Origin of the sequence: Enterococcus sp. AZ101 (genome assembly GCF_050499005.1) — a bacterium.
GTDB classification, from domain to species: domain Bacteria; phylum Bacillota; class Bacilli; order Lactobacillales; family Enterococcaceae; genus Enterococcus_L; species Enterococcus_L ureilyticus.
On record NZ_JBMHEZ010000001.1, the window covers coordinates 650,262 to 669,022 of the forward strand.

Sequence of the window (18,761 nt, forward strand, 5' to 3'; positions counted from 1 at the left end):
ACGGATATAGAGAGCGAAACAAAACTGTTTTTAGTTTTGTGCCGCTCTCTTCCTTTTTTACTGTACAATTTGTGTATATCTTGTAGCAAACTCATTATTATAAGAAACACCATTTACGTTTGTCCCAATGTCCCAGTTGGCTGACCAGGTCATTAGTCCTTTCTGCCGCTCCTTCCAGTTGCCCTTAACTAGTTATTTTACGTTAACATCGAGGACTTGGTAAAATGCATTTGTTGTATCAAAAACATTCCAAACTGCATAAATCACGTGATAGCCTTTACGATCTGTTGGTACTGTGATGGTATGATTGACCGTAGCTTCAGGAATAGTTCCTTTATCATCAACACGCCCAATCAAGTCAAAGTTGTTGATCGCTAATGGTTGATTTGGATCCCATCCCTGTTTTGTCATATAGTAATCCCATGTCGAAGTTCGATGTTGAGCAGTCAGTGTCCACTTGATTGAAAGTGGACCTGTAGCGATATCCGATTTAACCCACCGATCAGTGGTCTGTGTATCTAATGGTTCAAAACCGCTAACCCCAGCACTAGCTAATTTCCCAGGAGTAAATGTATTTTTAGTGGCTTCAATACTTTGAGGTTCCCACTCAGCACGACCAACATTCTTATTTACTTTTCCACCTTGGGCGCTGCCGAAATAGGCGCGGCTTCCCGGGGATGAAACATATCCGTGAGCATGTGTAATAGTCGATGAAACAGATAACCCTCCAGCTAATAAACCAAGTGCAAGGACTGCTTTGAGCATTGTATTTTTCAATGTGATTCCTCCTAAAAGTATTTTTTGTAGCGCTTACATTGGTAAATATATCATGTTGTTTCGTATTGTTCAAATGATATGAAATTATTTTTAAAATAATATATATGTGATGAAAAGATAAAAATGTCAGAATGGATTGAGCTCAATTCATTCTGACATTTATTGTTTTAACGATTCAAATTTTTTTCATCATTTGCAATCACACTTAACAAGCTTTGATTGTCGTTGAATGTGGCAAAAGCCTTCGCACTATTAAAATCAGGTGCTGTCAAATCTGAGGAGCGCATAAAGTCGTTAAATGCGGCTTCATACGCCAAAAGGTCCAACATATATAAGGATTGGTAGGTCCGATTCAAAATCATTCCTTCACATGCTAGATCAAAAGCTGTGTTGTAGTCTTCGATCAATGAGTAAAATTTCGCAGTATTGAAGAAAATCTTAGTGGCTTCGATCGGCATTTTAACCGTCATTTTTTTCAGCATATTGATGGATTTTTCATAGTAAACTTGCGCTTTGTCTAATTCATTGACCATTTCATAGACGATTCCTAAACTATTGACTGAAAGAATCGCGTAAACAGAGTTTGAATCACCAAGCTCATCGGCTCTATAGAAATAATACAAACTATCGGTTGTATTGTTGTAGCCTAATAAATTAGTGATCCCCATGAAATAGAACCAGCGAACCTTTAGTTCTTTATTTTGGAAATTCGTTACGTCAATCGAGTTTTCTTGTAAAAGTGAATAAGCTTCTTTATGTTTAAATGTATTACATAATTCTTCTACATGATTTAATAGGGACGTTAGTTTTTTCTCGTCATTATCATCTAATACACTTTCCAGACTGAGGTTTAATCTTTTGCAGATTGCATCAAGGATCTCAAGACTATCACAGACATTTTTATTTTCAATGTTACTAACAGTTCCCTGTGTACAAATTCCAGCAGCCAAAGTGACTTGCGACATTTTTTTTTGCTTTCTTACTGAACGGATGATGTCTCCTTTGATTCTCATATTTTTCCCCTCTATGTTTAAGCGTTATTGTTCTAGTTTTATATAATAGTATGGTATTATCCACTTAGAATCAACTGAATTTTTGGAGGGATAAAAATGAAAGCGCTTTTAATTTTGTTGGATGAAGTGATCCGCTACGGAAATACTGGGCACGTCTAGTGTAAAAAAAATAGTGAATAGAAGTGTTTTTTTGACAAATAGCTTAAGCATGAAAGCTTTTCAAGTGGAGAGATTTTACTCTTTAAATTTGAAAAGTTTTTTTATTTTATCTAAAAAATAGGATGTAGTTTTTCTCACTGTATAGTTTCACTCACTTTCAAAATTTGTAAAAAGAACAGCTTCTGTAAATTGTACAAATTTTGCTCTCACAAGTGCAATAGTGCTATGATATGCTGTTTTTTGTAATCGATTACAAAAAATGGTTAAAGGAGAAGGAAATGAATAAAATTGAAAAGATAATCAATGAGCGACTCATGCCAGTCGCAATGAACATTCAAAATAATAAGTATATGAGCGCAATTTCAGATGGTTTTTCAATGATTTTACCGATTACGATGCTAGGAGCCATTTTTACTTTGTTCTCAAGTATGCAGTTTGAATGGTATCAAAGTTTTCTAAAAGTAACCCACTTAGCAACTATTTTAAGCTACACATCAAAAGTGACGACAGATATGATCGCTCTTTATGTGGTATGCGCGGTAGCGTACAATTTAACGATAAAGCTTGGTTTTAAAAAAGATGCTTTCTCTTCAGCACTGATTTCACTTGTTTTATTTTTCTTGTTGTTACCCAATGGAGTAGACCATCAATTGAATACAGGAGAGATCGTCCCTATTTCAAATGCTCTGGCAACGGAATACTTAGGTGCCAAGGGAATGTTTATGGGACTTATTATAGGGATCATTGTTCCGATAATCTATTGTGGCATTATTAGGCGAGGAATTATTATTAAAATGCCAGCAAGCGTTCCACCAACCATTGCCAAATCTTTTGCTTCTATAGCACCAGCATTTATTCTTACAGGTATTTTTTCAGTCGTACGTTTCGGCTTTGAAATGACTTCATATGGAGATGCGAATAACTTTATTTACTCTATTTTAGGTGGACCGTTACAAACATTAGGAAATAGCCCATTTTCATTTATCATGTTAATTATTGTTGCTCAGCTATTATGGTTTTTCGGTATCCATGGATACATGATCATTCGTCCTATTTTACAAACCGTTTTTATTCCATTAAGTTTGATAAATCTAACGGCTTTTGAGGCAGGAGAGCAATTGCCAAATGCGATTACATATCAACACTATGGAACCTATGCTAATTTAGGCGGATCTGGCGCCTTGCTGGGATTAGCGATTCTGATGGCTTTTACGGCGAAAAGTGACCGCTATAAAAAGTTAGGAAGAATGGCTTTGCCTGCTACTTTCTTTGGGATCAATGAACCTGTTATCTTTGGCATACCAATGGTACTGAACACAGTCTTTTTCATTCCTTTTATCATTGGTCCTATCGTGATGTTTGTGATTCCCTATTTACTACAGGTTTTTCATGTAATCGAAACATTGCGAGGCATTCAGCTGCCGCTTGGAACACCCGCTTTGGCCTATGGTTGGTTAGAAGGAGGACTGCCGATTCTACTTGTACAAGCGATATTGATTGTGGTCCAAATTATTCTGTGGTTACCTTTTTTTAAAGCTGCGGATAAGCAGGCCTTGCTTGAAGAAAAACAACTTGATACAGAATTAACAGTAAATGAAGAAGATAAGGTGGGGAATTCAATTGCAGAGATTTAAAGAGGATTTTTTATGGGGTGGTGCATTAGCTGCCAATCAATCAGAAGGAGCCTATTTAAAAGATGGGAAAGGTCCTTCGATCATTGATATTTTACCAGTGGGCGCCCCGCGCAAACGTGGGTTAAAAGATCCCTTGCAGGCACTTGAACAAACGTACGATTATTATCCTAGTCATCAATCCATTGATTTTTATCATCACTATAAAGAAGATATAAAACTTTTAGCTGAACTTGGAATCAAGTGTTTGCGGACATCAATCAGTTGGCCTAGGATTTTTCCAAATGGGGATGAATTAGAGCCAAATGAAGCCGGGCTTCAATTTTATGATGCGGTCTTTGATGAATGTTTAAATTATAAGATTGAACTAATTGTTACGATCAATCATTTTGATACACCGCTCTATTTAGCAACAGAGTATGGCGGTTGGCAAAGCAAACAATTAGTTGGGTTTTATAAAAGATACTGCGAGACAATTTTTAAACGATATCAAGGGAAAGTAAACTATTGGATAACGTTCAACGAAATCAACATGATTTTACGCAATCCCTTTTTAGCAGGCGGCTTGATCGATACTGAAAAAGGCGAGAGACAAAATCACATTTTTCAAGCAGCACATCATCAGCTACTTGCATCAGCGGAAGCAACCAAAGTAGCAAAAGAGATTGATCCCAACATGCAAATAGGCTGTATGTTGGCAGCAGGGAGTGTGTATTCATATACGTGCAATCCTAAAGATGTTCAAGCAGCGATTGAGCGTACGAGAGAACAGTATTTTTTTATTGATGTTCAAGTCAATGGGACCTATCCTTACTTTGCGCAACGTTACTTTGAAGAGCACGACATTCAACTGTCGATTTCAAAAGAAGATGCTGATTTGTTAGCTAAACATACGGTTGATTTTGTGGCATTTAGTTATTATACCAGTCGTTTAGAGACTAGTGATAGTGAATTGCGAAAGAATCTTATCGAAGGAAATGCAATGGCAAGTGTCCGCAATCCCTATTTAAAGGATGCAGGCTGGGGCAGACAAATCGACCCATTAGGCTTTCGGATTACTATCAATGAAATTTATCAACGTTACCAACTACCACTATTTGTTGTTGAAAATGGGTTAGGTGCAGAAGATAAAGTTGTTGAAGGACAGATCCATGATCACTACCGCATCGATTACTTTAGTCAGCATATCAAACAAATGGCTGAGGCTGTAAAAGATGGTGTTGAATTAATAGGTTATACCACTTGGGGCTGTATAGATTTGATTAGTGCCGGAACTGGTGAAATGAAAAAACGTTACGGCTTCATTTATGTCGATTTAGATAATGAAGGCAAAGGTAGCCGTAAACGTTATAAAAAAGATAGCTTTTCATGGTATCAAAAAGTCATTGCGACCAATGGAGCAGATGTATAAACAGGCCGTGATGACCCACGAAAAGCTACGTCATTTATAGTAAACAATCATCATTATGAATAAAGGTGGTAGTAACGAGAATAAAGAATATCAATCAATAATTGGGCTTGATAAGGAGCAGCCTTTTTAATAGAGCTTTGTCCCAAATAAAGGACTTCATCAAAAATATTTGCGATTCTCATCTGAATATTCTGTGTGATGAGGACTGTGTAATTGTCCTTTGAAGATAAGTCAAATAAAAGATCGCTGAATTTTAAAAAGTAATTACCATCCGTAGAAAGAATAATCACTAAACTATTTTTGGTGATCTGTTGGAAGGCTTTTCGTTGATTCATCCGCCCGTTAAAGTATGTAACGTATTTTCCGCATGAAAATAATTGATATTGAAATTGTTCTAATAATAAGCCGGAACTGTGCGTACCAAAAAAATAAACATCTTCAGTATCATGGATTCGCCGACATAAGGCATCGATCTGCGTTAAATCAAGATTTTCTTCTAATGATAAAAAAGAATGAGCTATTTTTTGGATATAATGACTAAGCGAACGCTCACTATCGGCTTCACCAATCGTCAACTCAAAATTATTTTTATTGATAAATTTTGCCGTGTCCGATTGATACTCGATAAATGCTTGTTTCATATCAGAAAATTTTGAGTACCCTATTTTTTTCGAAAATCTGCTGATGCTAGCAGTCGAGGTAAAACACTCATCTGCTAAAGACTCAATGGTAATATCAGGTGCATCATGGCCAACTTTTTTGAGTAATACGCGAGCAATAGTCGTATTTATATTTCCTTCAGTTGTGGAAATAACGAGATCCTGAAGTTTCCCCACAATACTTGTTTTTTCCATGAACTCCTCCCAAATAACTATGATTATGTAAAGTATAACAGAAAAATGAAGGAGGTTGGGACAAACATCCTTTCATACAATATTCTTGTTATGTGTCAGATATCTTATGTTATAATTTAACTAGTTAGACAACAAAAAGGAGGAGATCCAGTGGCAAAAAAATTTACAACTCCATATGAAGTAGCTTATTATGATGGCGATATTACAAGAAAAATGACGATTCCGTCAATGTTGGCTGTTGTGATCAAAACTTCCGAAGAGCAAAGCGATGCCTTAGATCGAGGGGCAGATTTTGTCGCTTCGTTTGGTCTCGGCTGGGTCATTACCAATTATGAGATTCACATCACACGCCTACCTATAGTTGGTGAAAAGCTTGCGATTACGACTCAAGCGATCGCTTATAATAAGTATTTCTGTTATCGAAACTTTTGGATTCATGACGAGCTAGGAAACGAATGCGTCTTGATCAAGTCGACGTTTGTCTTGATGGATAAAGAAAATCGCAAAATGAGCAGTGTGCTACCCGAAATCATAGAACCGTACGAAAGTGAAAAAATCAAGAAAATTTATCGCGGCGAAAAAATCGAAAAAGTTGAAAACGGTGAGTTTTTACCTTATCGTGTCCGTTATTTTGATATTGATGGCAACCAACACGTAAACAATGCCATTTATTTTAATTGGTTACTAGATGTTTTAGGCTACGATTTTTTAAGTTCACATGAACCAACATTTATCAATGTAAAATTTGATAAGGAAGTGGAATACGGTCAAGTAGTAGAAAGCCACTATGAAATGTTGGATACTGAAAACGGTAAAGCAACCCGACACGAAATTAAAATCGCTGGTCAAACCTATTGTGAAGCGAATATGAACTGGAAAAAAAGTCAATAAACGATGGGGTTAAATTATTTTTTTGACTAAGACAACTTTTTGTTTTGTCTTAGTCTTTTTTGGTATAGAATAAAAGCATAGCATGACTGTTTTAACTATATGTACATAATATTGCTTTAATAGGAAGAGAAAGGACGAAAGAGATTATGATTCGTTTAGGGTTAACTTCTTTTAATGAACATGATAAGCTAACTGGGAAAAAACGTTCTACATTATATGAATATGCAGGATATTTACCCTTAGTTGAGATGGATACTGCTTATTATGGAATCCCAAAACAAGATTCTGTTAGAGAATGGACAAAATCAGTTCCTAATAATTTTCGTTTTGTCATGAAAGTATATAGTGGTATCAGCTGTCAAGGCGAGTGGCAGCAGTATTACCAAAGCGAAGAAGAGATGGTTGAGGCCTTTTTGACAAGTATGGCGCCTATGTACGAAAGTGGCAAACTGTATGCGTTTTTGATTCAATTTTCTGCAACATTCAGTTGTACAAAAGAGAATGTCCAATATTTGGAAAAGATTCGTCACTGGTTTGCAGGATTTCCAGTTGCTATAGAATTACGGAATGGTTCGTGGTATTCCGCTAAATATATCAAACAAACCCTATCATTTATGAAAAAGAATGATTTTTCACTAGTAGTTGTAGATGAACCGCAAATTCCAACTAATCCGGTCCCATTTTTTCCTTATGCGACAAATGATCAATTTGCATTGTTTCGTTTTCACGGGCGCAATGCAGCTGGTTGGATGGCAAATGATAAAGATTGGCGCAAAAAACGGACACTCTATCGCTATAACGCAGAAGAAATCGCAGAGTTGAGTGAAGCCGTCGGAAAAATAGCTCGGGAAACTAAAGAAGTCGGGGTGATCTTCAACAATAATTCTGGTGGAGATGCAGCAGGGAATCTATTAGAAATGAAAGCAGCTCTAGGCCTAGAATACGAGCAGTTAAACCCTAAACAAATGGGCTTGTTTTAATCATAAAAAAGTTGCATAGAGAAAGGGATACCAAACATGATAAAAGCGATATTCTTTGACATCGATGGCACACTAGTAAATGACCACGGCAAAGCATTGGAATCAACAAAAAAAGGAATTGCCCTGGCACAAGAAAAAGGAATTCTCTGTGGTGTTGCAACTGGACGTGGCCCCGTACAATTGAGCCAGCAAATCGATGCGTTGAACTTTGATTTTTTTGTGACTTACAATGGTCAATTAGTTTATACGCAAGAAGAAACCATTCACGCAGCACATTTTTCAGATGAAACGCTTAATAGAATCATCTCTTTTTCTGACCGTTATCATCGGCAAATCATGTTTGGTTCAAGACGAAGTTTAGATGGGAGCTCATTGATGCGTTTTGGTCAAAATAAATGGGCAAAAAGAATTGTACGATATTTACCAAAATACTTTCCCACCACGCTTGTAAAAAATCTGATCAGTCGTTTTTCAATTCACAGGAAAGAACAACGTTACCGTGAATTAGAAATAGTAAAAGAACCCATTTATCAGTGCGTTTTATTAAGTCCAACATCAGAGACGCAGACGTTAAAAGAGCAATTGCCAGATTGTCATATCACACGCTCTAATCCTTATACCGTAGATATTATTCCACAGTCAGGTTCTAAACTGATTGGAATTCAAAAATGTGTGGAATATTTTGGTTTCACATTAGATGAAGTCCTAGCATTTGGTGATAGTTGGAATGATCTAGAGATGTTGAGTGGTGTAGGCTTTGGGGTTGCAATGGGAAACGCAGAAAGTGAAGTTAAGGCAATTGCAAAATATGTGACGCAAACAAATGCAAAAGATGGCATTTACCAGGCGATGAAGTATTATAAAATTATCTAGCTCCATGGGCTAGGCTTTTATGATTAGGAGGAACCCCATGAAAATCGAGAATCCATTTGAAAAAACAGAAGTCTTTCATCAGAAATTTGATAATAGAAAACCTAGAATCCCAACAGCATTTTTTGCTAAACAAGCTTCAGATAGAGCTGGTTTTAAAGCAGAAGAATTAGTAGAATTTTTATTTGGGGCAGCCAATAATGATCCAGTAGTGTTTAAAGAGTTAGTCAATCAACTGAAAGAGTCTGTGGATCAAGCAGAAGAAAAAGTTCTAAGTAAACAAAAAGAGGTAACGGATCCTTTAGTAGAACAGGTTGATGCGCTGATTGATTTGTTATATTTTACGTATGGCTCTTTTTCTTTGTTAGGTGTCGATCCAACAGAGATTTTCTCAATTGTTCATGAGGCGAATATGGGGAAAATTTTTCCAGATGGAAAACCGCATTATCATCCCGTTACACATAAAGTGTTAAAACCTGACAACTGGGAGGCAGACTTTGCTCCAGAGCCAAAGATCAAAGCAGAGTTAGAGCGACAAAAAAGAGCTGCTGAGATTGAGTAAATGAAAAAACGGATTAGAAAAGGAATTCCTTTTCTAATCCGTTTTTTTAAGAGAAGAGAGCCCAAAAATGAGTTCGGTAATAACGAATCCACAGAATAGATACCAGACTAAGAAGAGCTAAAACACATAAATTAAGTGGCCAAAACGGTAAATACATCGCAGCAACACCATAAAGTACAAGAACAATCAAACTAACAAAAATCGATCCCAGCATCGTTAAGACTAACCCCACATTGCCCCCACCACGGTTGAATAGTTGGCTAATACTAGTCCACTCTAATAAAATAAACCGATAATCCCTTGCAAAAAAACGAAGGCAGAGAAGGTAACTTCCCAAAAGCGAGCCTAGCAGCAAACTGATGATAAATAAAAATGGCAGTTTAAAAAGAATCCCACCGATCAAAGCAACGCCACTCGTCAATAGACATTGAACGATAAGCCCAACAAAGAACTTTTGCTTCATATATCCATGCATTGAAAGAGGCAATGACTGGATAAAGTTGAAATTTTCCTGATCAAGAGAAATTAAATTACTAATAAAAGAAGTTTGGTTAATGGTCATCCAAGCTAAAGCAATCCCTGTTAAAAAAACGACTCCAATAAACCGAAATTCTAAAGTATTTAAATTCAGCGAGCCGCCAAGTGCAAATGTAACGATAAAAATCAACGGCATCAATAAAGAATTAGACAAAACTTGCATAATTAAGTTGGGTTCTTTTATTAATTGCGTATTATAATTTATAAGCAATTGTTTCAAATTTTGATTTTCTTTACGTTTTCGGCGACTGCTTACTTTAGCGGTAGAAGCATCAGTCAATTGTTCATAAAGTTTAGGCAAGATAAAGAGCTTGATCGCTAGTAATAATAGTAGCAATAAACCTAACAGAGCAATGAAACTGAGCAGACCCGTTGGTGAAAACGGCTCAGAGATGATTTGGAAAAGCGGAATGAATAGATAAATAGGCACACGATCCATTTGAGTCGTCTCTGAATAAGAGGTTTGGCCGTTCATCATAATAATCCCGATAATCGCAATGGCCATTGAAATGCCCAATAATAAACTAGTTACGACTTTTTTATGTTTTTTGAAGAAAGTCGTTCTTGTCAAACCAAAAACGATTAGACAACAAAAAGCAAAGATCACAGCTAGAACTAACAAGAAAAGTAAAATTGCTAAAATAATTGTAATTGGTAACAAAACCCCAGACCGCCATCCAGTCAGTAGAAACACAACCAGCATCGGAAAGACAAAGGGCACTACAGTCAACGCCACGACCAGGATTTTAGCTGTAAAAATCATACTTTGTCGAAAGGGTAAAGGAAGGTAAGCAGGTAAGTCCTGACTTTCAAAAAAAACATTATAAATAACCGTTATTCCTTGTGAAAAAGCTAAAATAGCAAATAAAGCGACATAATAGGTAAAAAAACCAGGCATCTGACTAAAATCTATCATGAACATTGTTACGCCATAAATCATCAAGAACAACACACCGGAGAGCAGATATTGATTGATCAAGGATCTGGTCAATGCTTTTCCGCTTTTCCCTTTTTTGCGAGCACGTTCAGTTACTTGAGGATTAGCATAACGCAAATTTACACGTGTCAGTTCAAGCAGCTGTTTTTTATTCATAGGAATCACCTTCAATAGTGTCTAAGCCTTGTGTGTCAGCTTGACGTCCAGCCATTTTCAAGTAAATCGTTTCTAACGATTCATTTGGCGATTGCGCTAACAATTCATCCACAGAACCATTATAGATGAGTTCTCCTTTTTTTAAGATTGCTAATTGATCGCACAATTGTTGGGCAGTGTCTAATGCATGTGTCGAGAAAATAACCGTTTTCCCTTTGGCTGCATGTCTTTTCATCATTTCTTTAAGATCAAATGCCGCTTGAGGGTCTAAGCCTTGTAAGGGTTCATCTAAAATCCAGATATCAGGATCAGGCAATAAAGCGCCGATGATGATCGTTTTTTGCCGCATCCCATGAGAGAAACTCGCTAAGGTTTCCTCTTGATGGCTTTGCATGTCGAATAAAGAAACTAGCTCATTCAAACGAGTCTGACTTCGGACAGAATCAAGATCATAAGCTGCCCCAATCAAATCCCAATATTCTCCAGCAGTCAGTTGTAAAAAAATATCAGGTGTATCAGGAACATAAGCAATTTTTTTCTTGATTGCTTGCCGATTTTCTGATAAGTCTAAACCATCTACTGTGATAGTGCCGTTAGAAGGTTGAATAATACTAACTAAACTTTTAATCGTTGTTGATTTGCCAGCGCCATTATGACCAAGAAAGCCAAAGATTTCTCCTTGTCTAATTGTTAAACTCAACTCATTTAGTGCTTGTTTTGTTCCGTAACTTTTACTAACTCTTACTAATTCAATCATCATCTTTCCCACCTTTTCTTTGTTATCATATATTCTTATTGTACTCCAGACTCTTAATGAAGGAAATGCTTTCTGTAAAAGGACAAGCACAGGTAAACAGTATTTTGGGGTGAAATCATGTTAAGAGTATGTAAAAAGTCGAAAGAGCAAACCTAGATTAGGTGTGGTCTCTTTCGACGTTTCTCATTGACTATTTTTCAAAGAATGTGCGGTATAACGCTTCGATTGCTTTTTTCTCCTGATCTTCCCGAATACCGAACATGATACTCACCTCAGAAGAACCTTGATTGATCATCTCCAAGTTGATCTTGTTGAAAGCTAAAGCAGCCGTACTATCTGCCATGACACCAATTCGTTGGCGCATGCCTTCACCTACCACCATTAACATAGATAAGCCATGAGTGATTCGCAACTCATCAGGTTCAAGCTCGTTTTCCAAACGTTTCATCAATTCTTCTTCGATCTCAATAGTTAATTGCCGTTCTCTCAAAATAATCGAAATATCATCGATTCCAGAAGGCATATGCTCATAACTAAGACCTAATTCTTCCAGTATCTGTAATAAACGACGACCGAAACCTAGTTCTCTATTCATTAAATACTTACTGATATAAATGCTGGCAAATCCTTGGTCACTGGCAATCCCGACCACAGGATCATGTTGTACAGTTCTTGATGTTGTGATCAAAGTACCAGGATGGTCCGGATTATTTGTGTTTTTGATGACAACAGGGATATTCGCACGATAAGCAGGCATCAATGCCTCATCATGAAGCACTGCAAAACCAGCATAAGCTAATTCACGCATTTCTCGATATGTTAATTCTTTGATTGTTTTCGGTTCATGAACGATCCCAGGATGAGCAACAAAAATCCCATTGACATCTGTAAAGTTTTCATAAATATCGGCCTGCACACCAGCGGCAACGATCGAGCCAGTAATATCCGAACCACCTCTAGAAAATGTACAGATATCGCCAGCTTTTGTAAAACCGAAAAAACCGGGGATTACTAAAATTTCTTCCGTTTCTTTAAATTGATTGATTTTACTTGAAGAAGACGGTAAAATCCGTGCATTGCCAGGCTCGTCTGATACAATGATTCCTAGGTCTAGAGGATTCTTATAATAGGCATTTAAGCCTCGTTGTTGGAAGAAAGAAGCAACAAGCTTAGCATTGTTATCTTCACCACTAGCTAAAAAAGCATCAAAAAGATGAGGATTGTCTTCTTTAGATAACGTTGCTAAATGTTCGATTGCTTGTTGGATATCAGTTAGAACGGTTTTGTTAATGCCTAACGCATCTAAAATCCCTTCGTAGCGACCAACAATTTTACTAATGATTTCGGTGGTGTTCTCGTTATTTAAATAAGCATTGTAATACGCAATAAGTAAATCAGTCACTTTGATATCATCCGAAGAACGTTTACCAGGAGCTGAAACGACGACAAACTTTCGTGAAACGTCTTCTTTTACGATTTGTAAAACTTTTTCTAATTGCGTAGCAGATGCTAAAGAACTGCCTCCAAATTTTATGACTTTCACTTTTTTCACTCCTAATTTTAATAGATTTTTCATTATAATAGTAAAAGAATACCGAAATATAGACGGAAAAGCAACCGTAAAAATGACAATTATTCGATCTTTTCAATTGTTTTTCAACAAATTTCTTCATTTTTTTTCAAACTTTTGTTAGACTAGTAGAGCTGAACAAGAATAGTCACACAAAGGAGCACCAAAATAATGCAAGAATACAATGGCATAATTTTCGATATGGATGGCGTGTTGGTCGATAGTGAAGAGTTCTATTATCAACGTAGAAAAGCGTTTCTTAAAGAGTATGATCTATCGATTGAGCAAATTCCAATCCCTCTATTTATCGGAGCAGATATGCGGAGTCTATGGGAGCTGATTCTGGCTGTTAATGATACAATCTATGATGAAGCTTTTTTAAGTGAGAAATATCAGGAATACAAAAGCCAGTACCCGATTGATTATAGTAACTTGATCGATCCAGATGTAAAACGCGTTTTGCAGTTTCTTAAACGAAATGGTTATCGAATTGGTCTTGCTTCTTCCTCAGCCATGGATGTGATACAAGAAGTCTTGAAGGTCGGCCAATTAACTAGCTATTTTGATGTGATCGTCAGCGGTACACAATTTAAACAAAGTAAACCAGCACCAGAAATTTACGAATATACAGCGCAAGAGTTAGGCATTGAACCTCAGAATTGTGTAGCAATCGAAGATTCTGAAAAAGGGATTCGTTCAGCTCATGATGCTGGTCTAGCAGTCTGGGCTTTGAAAGATACTCATTTTGGTATGAATCAACAATTGGCTGATTTAAAACTAGATACATTGAGCGATGTGTGCAAAAAGTTGCAAAAAGCAGAGCGAATCGGTTAAACTGACTAATAGTCGGCACGGATTTGTTGCAATATTACAAAGTCAAAACATTTCTTAAAAAATTATAAATTGTTAGTGCTTGATTGAGTGGTTTGTGCTATAATTTTCTGTAGGTGTTTTTATAGAAATTTAAGTAGATAAGAGAATATTGTGAGAGCAGATAGTCGTGTTTTTGTTATTTATCCGCTGTTGCATATCATATATGGACTAATAAACGGAGGAACCATGGATGAAGAATAATCTGATCATTATCGTAGTTTTAGCTATAATAATCATCGCAGCTGTTTTGTATTTAGTTGGTTATTTTATGAGAAAGAAAAATCAAATGAAACTCGATGATCTGGAAAAGAGGAAAGAAGCGCTGTTCGACTTGCCTGTGATCGAAGAGGTCGACGATGTAAAAAAAATGCACATGGTCGGACAAAGTCAGAACACGTTTAGAGAATGGAATCAACGTTGGACCGAGATTTATACTCGCTCTTTTGCAGAGTTAGAAAGTCAGATTTTTGAAGTTGAAAATTTAAATGAAACCTTCCGTTTTATGAAAGCAAAAAAAGCAGTTGCTGAAGCTGACGAGACGATGACTGAAATGGAGTCAGAAGTTGAAATCATTCGTAATGGCTTGAAAGAGCTGCGTGAAAGTGAAGAACGTAATTCACTTGAAGTACAAAAAGCGCTAGATGTTTATGAAGAGATCAGTAAATTACTTCACGACGAAAAATCAGAATTTGGTTCAGCTTACCCTGAGTTGCAAAAGCAAATCAAAAATATCGAGATCGAATTCACACAGTTTGTTACATTGAATACATCAGGCGATCCGATCGAAGCGCGTGAGGTGTTGGAAAATGCTGAACGTCACACCTATGAATTAGATGATGTGATGAAACGTATTCCACCACTTTATGATGAATTGAATCGGACTTTCCCAGATCAACTAAAAGAGATCGAAGAAGGATACAAACGTCTCTTAGCAGATCATTATGTTTTCCCTGAAAAGAATTTCGAAGATGAGTTAAGACGTGTTCAAAAACGTGTGAAAAATTCAACTGTTGATTTGGAGAAGACTGAAGTCGACGCTGTAGAAGTTGCAAACCGTGACACTGCGAATGCAATTGATGCATTGTATGAAATCATGGAACGTGAGATCAACGCTAAGAAATATGTCATGACGAATCACAAGGTAGTTGGAGATTATATTGCCCATGCATTGAAAAATAATCGTCAATTGATGATCGAATTAGATCATACATCTCAAAGTTATACGTTGAATCATAATGAGTTAGGTCGCTCAAGAGGCTTCCAAACGGAAATCGAAGAATTGATTCGCCGCTATGAAGATTTTGAACCAAAATTAAAAGAGCATACAATTCCATTTTCAGAAGTTCAAGCATTCTTCAAGGATTGCTACAAAATATTAGATGACATCGAAAATCAACAACTTGAAATCGATGACTCATTAAAAGAATTACGTAAAGGTGAAAAAGCTGCTCAAGAAAAAGTTGATCAATATGATTTCCGTTTACGCAATATCAAACGTCATGTTGAAAAGCAACGTTTACCTGGATTACCAGCTGATTACTTAGAATTCTTTTTCGTTGCGACAGACCGCATTGAAGAATTAAGTAAAGCTTTAAACAGAATTCGTATCAACATGGAAGAAATCAAAAAACTTTCTGATCTTTGTAATGAAGATTTAGAACTACTAGATAAGAAAACAAATGATTTAGTTAATTCGGCTGCATTAACAGAACAAATGATGCAATACGCTAATCGTTACCGTCATACACACGAAGCCATTCGTGTAGCGATGGAAAATAGCTTAGAACTATTTTCAAAAGAATACAGATATCAAGATGCTCTGGATGAGATCGGCACTGCACTTGAAAGAGTGGAGCCAGGTGCATTTAGAAGAATCGAAGATTTTTACTTCAATAATCTTGATGCGATTTAATCATCTAAGGTGAGACAAGTGTCTCACCTTTTTATTTTGATTTGAAGGATTGTGAGGTTGAACTACAAAAATAGAAAGTATATAATAGGAAAGAATTTCAAAAGAAGAGGGTTTTTAAAATGATATATTTTGATAACAGTGCAACAACGCCGATTTATCCCCAAGCTTTAGATACCTTTGTAAAAGTTAGTCAACGTATTATTGGTAATCCATCCAGCTTACATGACTTAGGCAATCAAGCAAATCGTTTGTTAGAACAAGCACGCAAGCAAATAGCTGAGTTAATTCAAGTTCAGTCAAATGAGATTTATTTTACGAGTGGCGGAACCGAAGGCGATAACTGGGTATTAAAAGGCACAGCTATAGAAAAAAAAGCATTTGGCCGCCATATCATTATTTCAGATATTGAACATCCGGCTGTTTCTGAAACGGCAAGCCAACTAGCCGAAAATGGGTTTGAGGTTTCTGTTGCACCTGTTGATGAGCGTGGATTTGTCAAGGTGGCTGAATTAGCTAAATTAATTCGTAAGGATACGATTTTAGTTTCGATCATGGCTGTGAACAATGAGATTGGGTCGATCCAACCGATTCAAGCAATCAGTGACTGTTTGACTGAATACCCAACGATTCATTTTCATGTAGATGCGGTTCAGGCAATTGGTAAAGTAAGCCAAGAGCAGTGGTTGACACCGCGTGTTGACTTTGCTACATTTTCTGCACACAAATTTCATGGTCCACGAGGTGTAGGCTTTATTTATTGGAAACATGGACGTAAACTTGCCCCTTTATTAAATGGTGGTGGTCAAGAGAGCAATCAACGGAGTAGCACTGAAAATGTTGCTGGGATTGTTTCAATGGCGAAAGCCTTACGATTATATGTAGATAAAAAAATGGACAAACCAGAACATACGGCAACTATTCGCCGTTATTTGATTGAAGCCTTAAAAGAGTACAAGAATGTGACCGTCTTTTCAAAAGAAACAGCAGATTTTGCTCCTCATATTATCTGTTTTGCTTTAAAAGGCATTCGTGGGGAAGTTTTAGTCCATGCGCTGGAAGAAAAGCAAATTTACACTTCAACGACAAGTGCTTGTTCAAGCCGTAAAAAACTAACGAGTAGTACGCTACATGCGATGAAAGTACCAGACTCTTTAGCGACATCTGCGGTTCGTGTCAGCTTAGACGAAAGTAATACAATCGCAGAGGCTGAACAATTTATGATTATTTTTAATCAACTCTATAAAAAATTTTTAGTGTTAAATGGATGAACAATGAGTATTTAGTGGGTGAAGATGATGGGATTAAATAAATTAGTCGCAAATAGAATGTTTTGATGGAAAACAAGTGATGATCGTCAAAAGAACAGAAGCTCAACATCTAGGAGAAGATTTACAAATGACTTGTGACGAAGAGCAACAATAAGATAGATGCAAGACTAACAGGTAATGTTAAACGTGGCGATGAAAGACTTGCTAAGAATAGGTTGAAAAATCAAGCTTCATAGAAAAGGATTGAAAAATTGTGAAATATACTGAAATCATGGTTCGCTACGGGGAACTTTCAACAAAAGGGAAAAATAGAAAATTATTTATTTCCCAATTAGCACAAAATGTCAAAAGAGTACTAAGTGATTTTCCAGCTGTTAAAATACATGCTGACCGAGATCGGATGCATCTATTATTAAATGGTGAAGACAGCGTACAAATCATGCCGAAATTAGAAAAAGTGTTTGGTATTCAAAATTTCTCTCCTAGTGTCCGAGTAGAAAAAACAATGCCGGCAATTCGTGAAATGGTCCAAAGTATCATCCAATCTGCCTATCAACCAGGGCAAACGTTTAAAATCACGTCTAAGCGTTCGGATCATGATTTTGAATTGGATTCAAATGAATTAAATCGAGAATTAGGTGGGGCTGTGTTTGAAGTCTTCCCTGAAATTGCTGTGCAAATGAAAAAACCAGATATAAATATTCGTGTCGAAATCCGTAAAGAAGGTGCCTATCTTTCATATGAGACGCTTCGTGGTGCCGGTGGTTTACCAGTTGGGACTAGTGGGCGTGGTATGCTAATGCTTTCTGGAGGCATCGATTCACCAGTTGCCGGCTATTTGTCGATGAAACGTGGGGTCGAAGTCGAGGCTGTCCATTTTGCTAGTCCGCCATATACAAGTGAACAAGCATTGCAAAAGGCAAAGGATTTAGCAGCAAAAATTGCACCGTATGCTGGTAGTATTCAATTCATCGAAGTTCCTTTTACTGAGATTCAAGAAGAAATCAAGCGAGTTGTACCTGAAGGCTATCTAATGACGGTGACGCGTCGGATGATGTTGCGTCTAACGGATACTATCCGTGAATTAAGAAAAGGATTGGTGATCATCAACGGTGAATCACTAGGTCAAGTTGCATCTCAAACATTGCAAAGTATGGTAGCAATCAATGAAGTAACTACTACACCGATTATTCGTCCTGTCGTTTCAATGGATAAAGGGGAGATCATTGAGATCGCAGAAAAAATTGATACCTTTGAATTAGCAATCCAGCCTTTTGAAGATTGCTGTACAATTTTTGCTCCCCCTCAACCCAAAACAAGACCAAAACTAGACAAGGCCCAAGCATATGAAGCGCGATTAGATATTGAAGGTTTAATAGCTCGTTCGATAGCTGGCTTAAAAGTTAGTGAAATAACTGAGTTGAGTGAAAAAAATGAAGAATTTTCCGATTTACTATAAAAGTTGAAAAAACAGACTTGATAACGCTATCGAGTCTGTTCTTTTCATTATTAGGTTTTTCTAATATCTGCTATTTATTTCACAAACAAGTTGCTCCTTGTAACGAAGCATGCTAAACTATATATGTGAAATGAGTAACAAGGA

Annotated in this window: 16 protein-coding genes and 1 pseudogene; 10 read left to right on the forward strand and 7 right to left on the reverse strand. The window is 36.8% G+C overall.

The window, feature by feature from the left end:
• Positions 1–57: 57 nt before the first annotated feature.
• From IGJ50_RS02990 to IGJ50_RS03000, 3 genes and pseudogenes are all read right to left on the reverse strand, one after another.
• Positions 58–162 (reverse strand): annotated as a pseudogene (locus tag IGJ50_RS02990) (chitinase); the annotation flags it as partial.
• 30 nt (positions 163–192) lie between these two features.
• Entirely contained in the window at positions 193–777 is a 585-nt protein-coding gene (locus tag IGJ50_RS02995; RefSeq protein ID WP_429948845.1) for a lytic polysaccharide monooxygenase, read from the reverse strand.
• A 167-nt stretch (positions 778–944) separates the two neighbouring features.
• Complete coding sequence (locus tag IGJ50_RS03000; protein ID WP_069639027.1) at positions 945–1,790, reverse strand: helix-turn-helix domain-containing protein; 846 nt, start codon at positions 1,788–1,790, stop codon at positions 945–947.
• 437 nt (positions 1,791–2,227) lie between these two features.
• Between IGJ50_RS03000 and IGJ50_RS03005 the strand changes: the two genes are divergently transcribed.
• Positions 2,228–3,583, forward strand: coding sequence for a PTS sugar transporter subunit IIC (locus IGJ50_RS03005; RefSeq protein ID WP_429948848.1), 1,356 nt, complete (start codon positions 2,228–2,230; stop codon positions 3,581–3,583).
• Positions 3,543–4,991, forward strand: coding sequence for a 6-phospho-beta-glucosidase (locus IGJ50_RS03010; protein WP_429948850.1), 1,449 nt, complete (start codon positions 3,543–3,545; stop codon positions 4,989–4,991). The genes IGJ50_RS03005 and IGJ50_RS03010 overlap by 41 nt, the downstream gene beginning before the upstream one ends.
• 53 nt (positions 4,992–5,044) lie before the next feature.
• Here the strand turns inward: IGJ50_RS03010 and IGJ50_RS03015 are convergent, their stop codons facing one another.
• Complete coding sequence (locus IGJ50_RS03015) at positions 5,045–5,845, reverse strand: MurR/RpiR family transcriptional regulator (RefSeq protein WP_429948852.1); 801 nt, start codon at positions 5,843–5,845, stop codon at positions 5,045–5,047.
• A gap of 150 nt (positions 5,846–5,995) precedes the next feature.
• Here IGJ50_RS03015 and IGJ50_RS03020 point away from each other — a divergent pair, with 150 nt between their 5' ends.
• The 4 genes from IGJ50_RS03020 to IGJ50_RS03035 all read left to right on the forward strand — a co-directional run bounded on the left by IGJ50_RS03020 (position 5,996) and on the right by IGJ50_RS03035 (position 9,148).
• Entirely contained in the window at positions 5,996–6,736 is a 741-nt protein-coding gene (locus IGJ50_RS03020; protein ID WP_069639029.1) for an acyl-ACP thioesterase domain-containing protein, read from the forward strand.
• A 146-nt stretch (positions 6,737–6,882) separates the two neighbouring features.
• Complete coding sequence (locus tag IGJ50_RS03025) at positions 6,883–7,716, forward strand: DUF72 domain-containing protein (RefSeq protein ID WP_207121075.1); 834 nt, start codon at positions 6,883–6,885, stop codon at positions 7,714–7,716.
• Between the two features lie 36 nt (positions 7,717–7,752).
• Positions 7,753–8,589 carry a Cof-type HAD-IIB family hydrolase gene (locus tag IGJ50_RS03030; protein WP_069639031.1) on the forward strand — a complete coding sequence of 279 codons (837 nt, stop codon included), beginning with the start codon at positions 7,753–7,755 and terminating at the stop codon, positions 8,587–8,589.
• Between the two features lie 37 nt (positions 8,590–8,626).
• Positions 8,627–9,148: an HAD family hydrolase gene (locus IGJ50_RS03035; RefSeq protein ID WP_429948854.1), complete on the forward strand. Its 522-nt coding sequence runs from the start codon at positions 8,627–8,629 to the stop codon at positions 9,146–9,148.
• A gap of 46 nt (positions 9,149–9,194) precedes the next feature.
• Here the strand turns inward: IGJ50_RS03035 and IGJ50_RS03040 are convergent, their stop codons facing one another.
• The 3 genes from IGJ50_RS03040 to IGJ50_RS03050 all read right to left on the reverse strand — a co-directional run bounded on the left by IGJ50_RS03040 (position 9,195) and on the right by IGJ50_RS03050 (position 13,078).
• On the reverse strand, positions 9,195–10,778 hold the full coding sequence (locus IGJ50_RS03040) for an ABC transporter (RefSeq protein ID WP_069639033.1): 1,584 nt from the start codon (positions 10,776–10,778) through the stop codon (positions 9,195–9,197).
• Complete coding sequence (locus tag IGJ50_RS03045; protein WP_069639034.1) at positions 10,771–11,535, reverse strand: ABC transporter ATP-binding protein; 765 nt, start codon at positions 11,533–11,535, stop codon at positions 10,771–10,773. Before IGJ50_RS03045 ends, IGJ50_RS03040 begins: the two co-directional genes overlap by 8 nt.
• 190 nt (positions 11,536–11,725) lie before the next feature.
• Complete coding sequence (locus IGJ50_RS03050; RefSeq protein ID WP_429948856.1) at positions 11,726–13,078, reverse strand: aspartate kinase; 1,353 nt, start codon at positions 13,076–13,078, stop codon at positions 11,726–11,728.
• 198 nt (positions 13,079–13,276) lie between these two features.
• Here IGJ50_RS03050 and IGJ50_RS03055 point away from each other — a divergent pair, with 198 nt between their 5' ends.
• From IGJ50_RS03055 to thiI, 4 genes are all read left to right on the forward strand, one after another.
• Entirely contained in the window at positions 13,277–13,939 is a 663-nt protein-coding gene (locus IGJ50_RS03055; protein WP_429948858.1) for an HAD family hydrolase, read from the forward strand.
• 229 nt (positions 13,940–14,168) lie between these two features.
• Positions 14,169–15,890 (forward strand): septation ring formation regulator EzrA, encoded by a 1,722-nt coding sequence (gene ezrA, locus IGJ50_RS03060; RefSeq protein WP_207121079.1) that lies wholly within the window; start codon positions 14,169–14,171, stop codon positions 15,888–15,890.
• A 119-nt stretch (positions 15,891–16,009) separates the two neighbouring features.
• On the forward strand, positions 16,010–17,158 hold the full coding sequence (locus IGJ50_RS03065) for a cysteine desulfurase family protein (protein ID WP_069639038.1): 1,149 nt from the start codon (positions 16,010–16,012) through the stop codon (positions 17,156–17,158).
• Positions 17,159–17,411: 253 nt separating this feature from the next.
• The gene (gene thiI, locus IGJ50_RS03070) at positions 17,412–18,617 is read left to right on the forward strand and encodes a tRNA uracil 4-sulfurtransferase ThiI (RefSeq protein WP_069639039.1); all 1,206 of its coding nucleotides are present in this window, start codon (positions 17,412–17,414) and stop codon (positions 18,615–18,617) included.
• Positions 18,618–18,761 lie beyond the last annotated feature (144 nt).

Excerpts from the sequence above, each read along its gene's own strand:
- IGJ50_RS03000 (WP_069639027.1), bottom strand. The coding sequence starts at position 1,790 with ATGAGAATCAAAGGAGACATCATCCGTTCAGTAAGAAAGCAAAAAAAA.
- IGJ50_RS03005 (WP_429948848.1), top strand. The coding sequence starts at position 2,228 with ATGAATAAAATTGAAAAGATAATCAATGAGCGACTCATGCCAGTCGCA.
- IGJ50_RS03010 (WP_429948850.1), top strand. The coding sequence starts at position 3,543 with ATGAAGAAGATAAGGTGGGGAATTCAATTGCAGAGATTTAAAGAGGAT.
- IGJ50_RS03015 (WP_429948852.1), bottom strand. The coding sequence starts at position 5,845 with ATGGAAAAAACAAGTATTGTGGGGAAACTTCAGGATCTCGTTATTTCC.
- IGJ50_RS03025 (WP_207121075.1), top strand. The coding sequence starts at position 6,883 with ATGATTCGTTTAGGGTTAACTTCTTTTAATGAACATGATAAGCTAACT.
- IGJ50_RS03030 (WP_069639031.1), top strand. The coding sequence starts at position 7,753 with ATGATAAAAGCGATATTCTTTGACATCGATGGCACACTAGTAAATGAC.
- IGJ50_RS03035 (WP_429948854.1), top strand. The coding sequence starts at position 8,627 with ATGAAAATCGAGAATCCATTTGAAAAAACAGAAGTCTTTCATCAGAAA.
- IGJ50_RS03040 (WP_069639033.1), bottom strand. The coding sequence starts at position 10,778 with ATGAATAAAAAACAGCTGCTTGAACTGACACGTGTAAATTTGCGTTAT.
- IGJ50_RS03045 (WP_069639034.1), bottom strand. The coding sequence starts at position 11,535 with ATGATTGAATTAGTAAGAGTTAGTAAAAGTTACGGAACAAAACAAGCA.
- IGJ50_RS03055 (WP_429948858.1), top strand. The coding sequence starts at position 13,277 with ATGCAAGAATACAATGGCATAATTTTCGATATGGATGGCGTGTTGGTC.
- ezrA (WP_207121079.1), top strand. The coding sequence starts at position 14,169 with ATGAAGAATAATCTGATCATTATCGTAGTTTTAGCTATAATAATCATC.
- IGJ50_RS03065 (WP_069639038.1), top strand. The coding sequence starts at position 16,010 with ATGATATATTTTGATAACAGTGCAACAACGCCGATTTATCCCCAAGCT.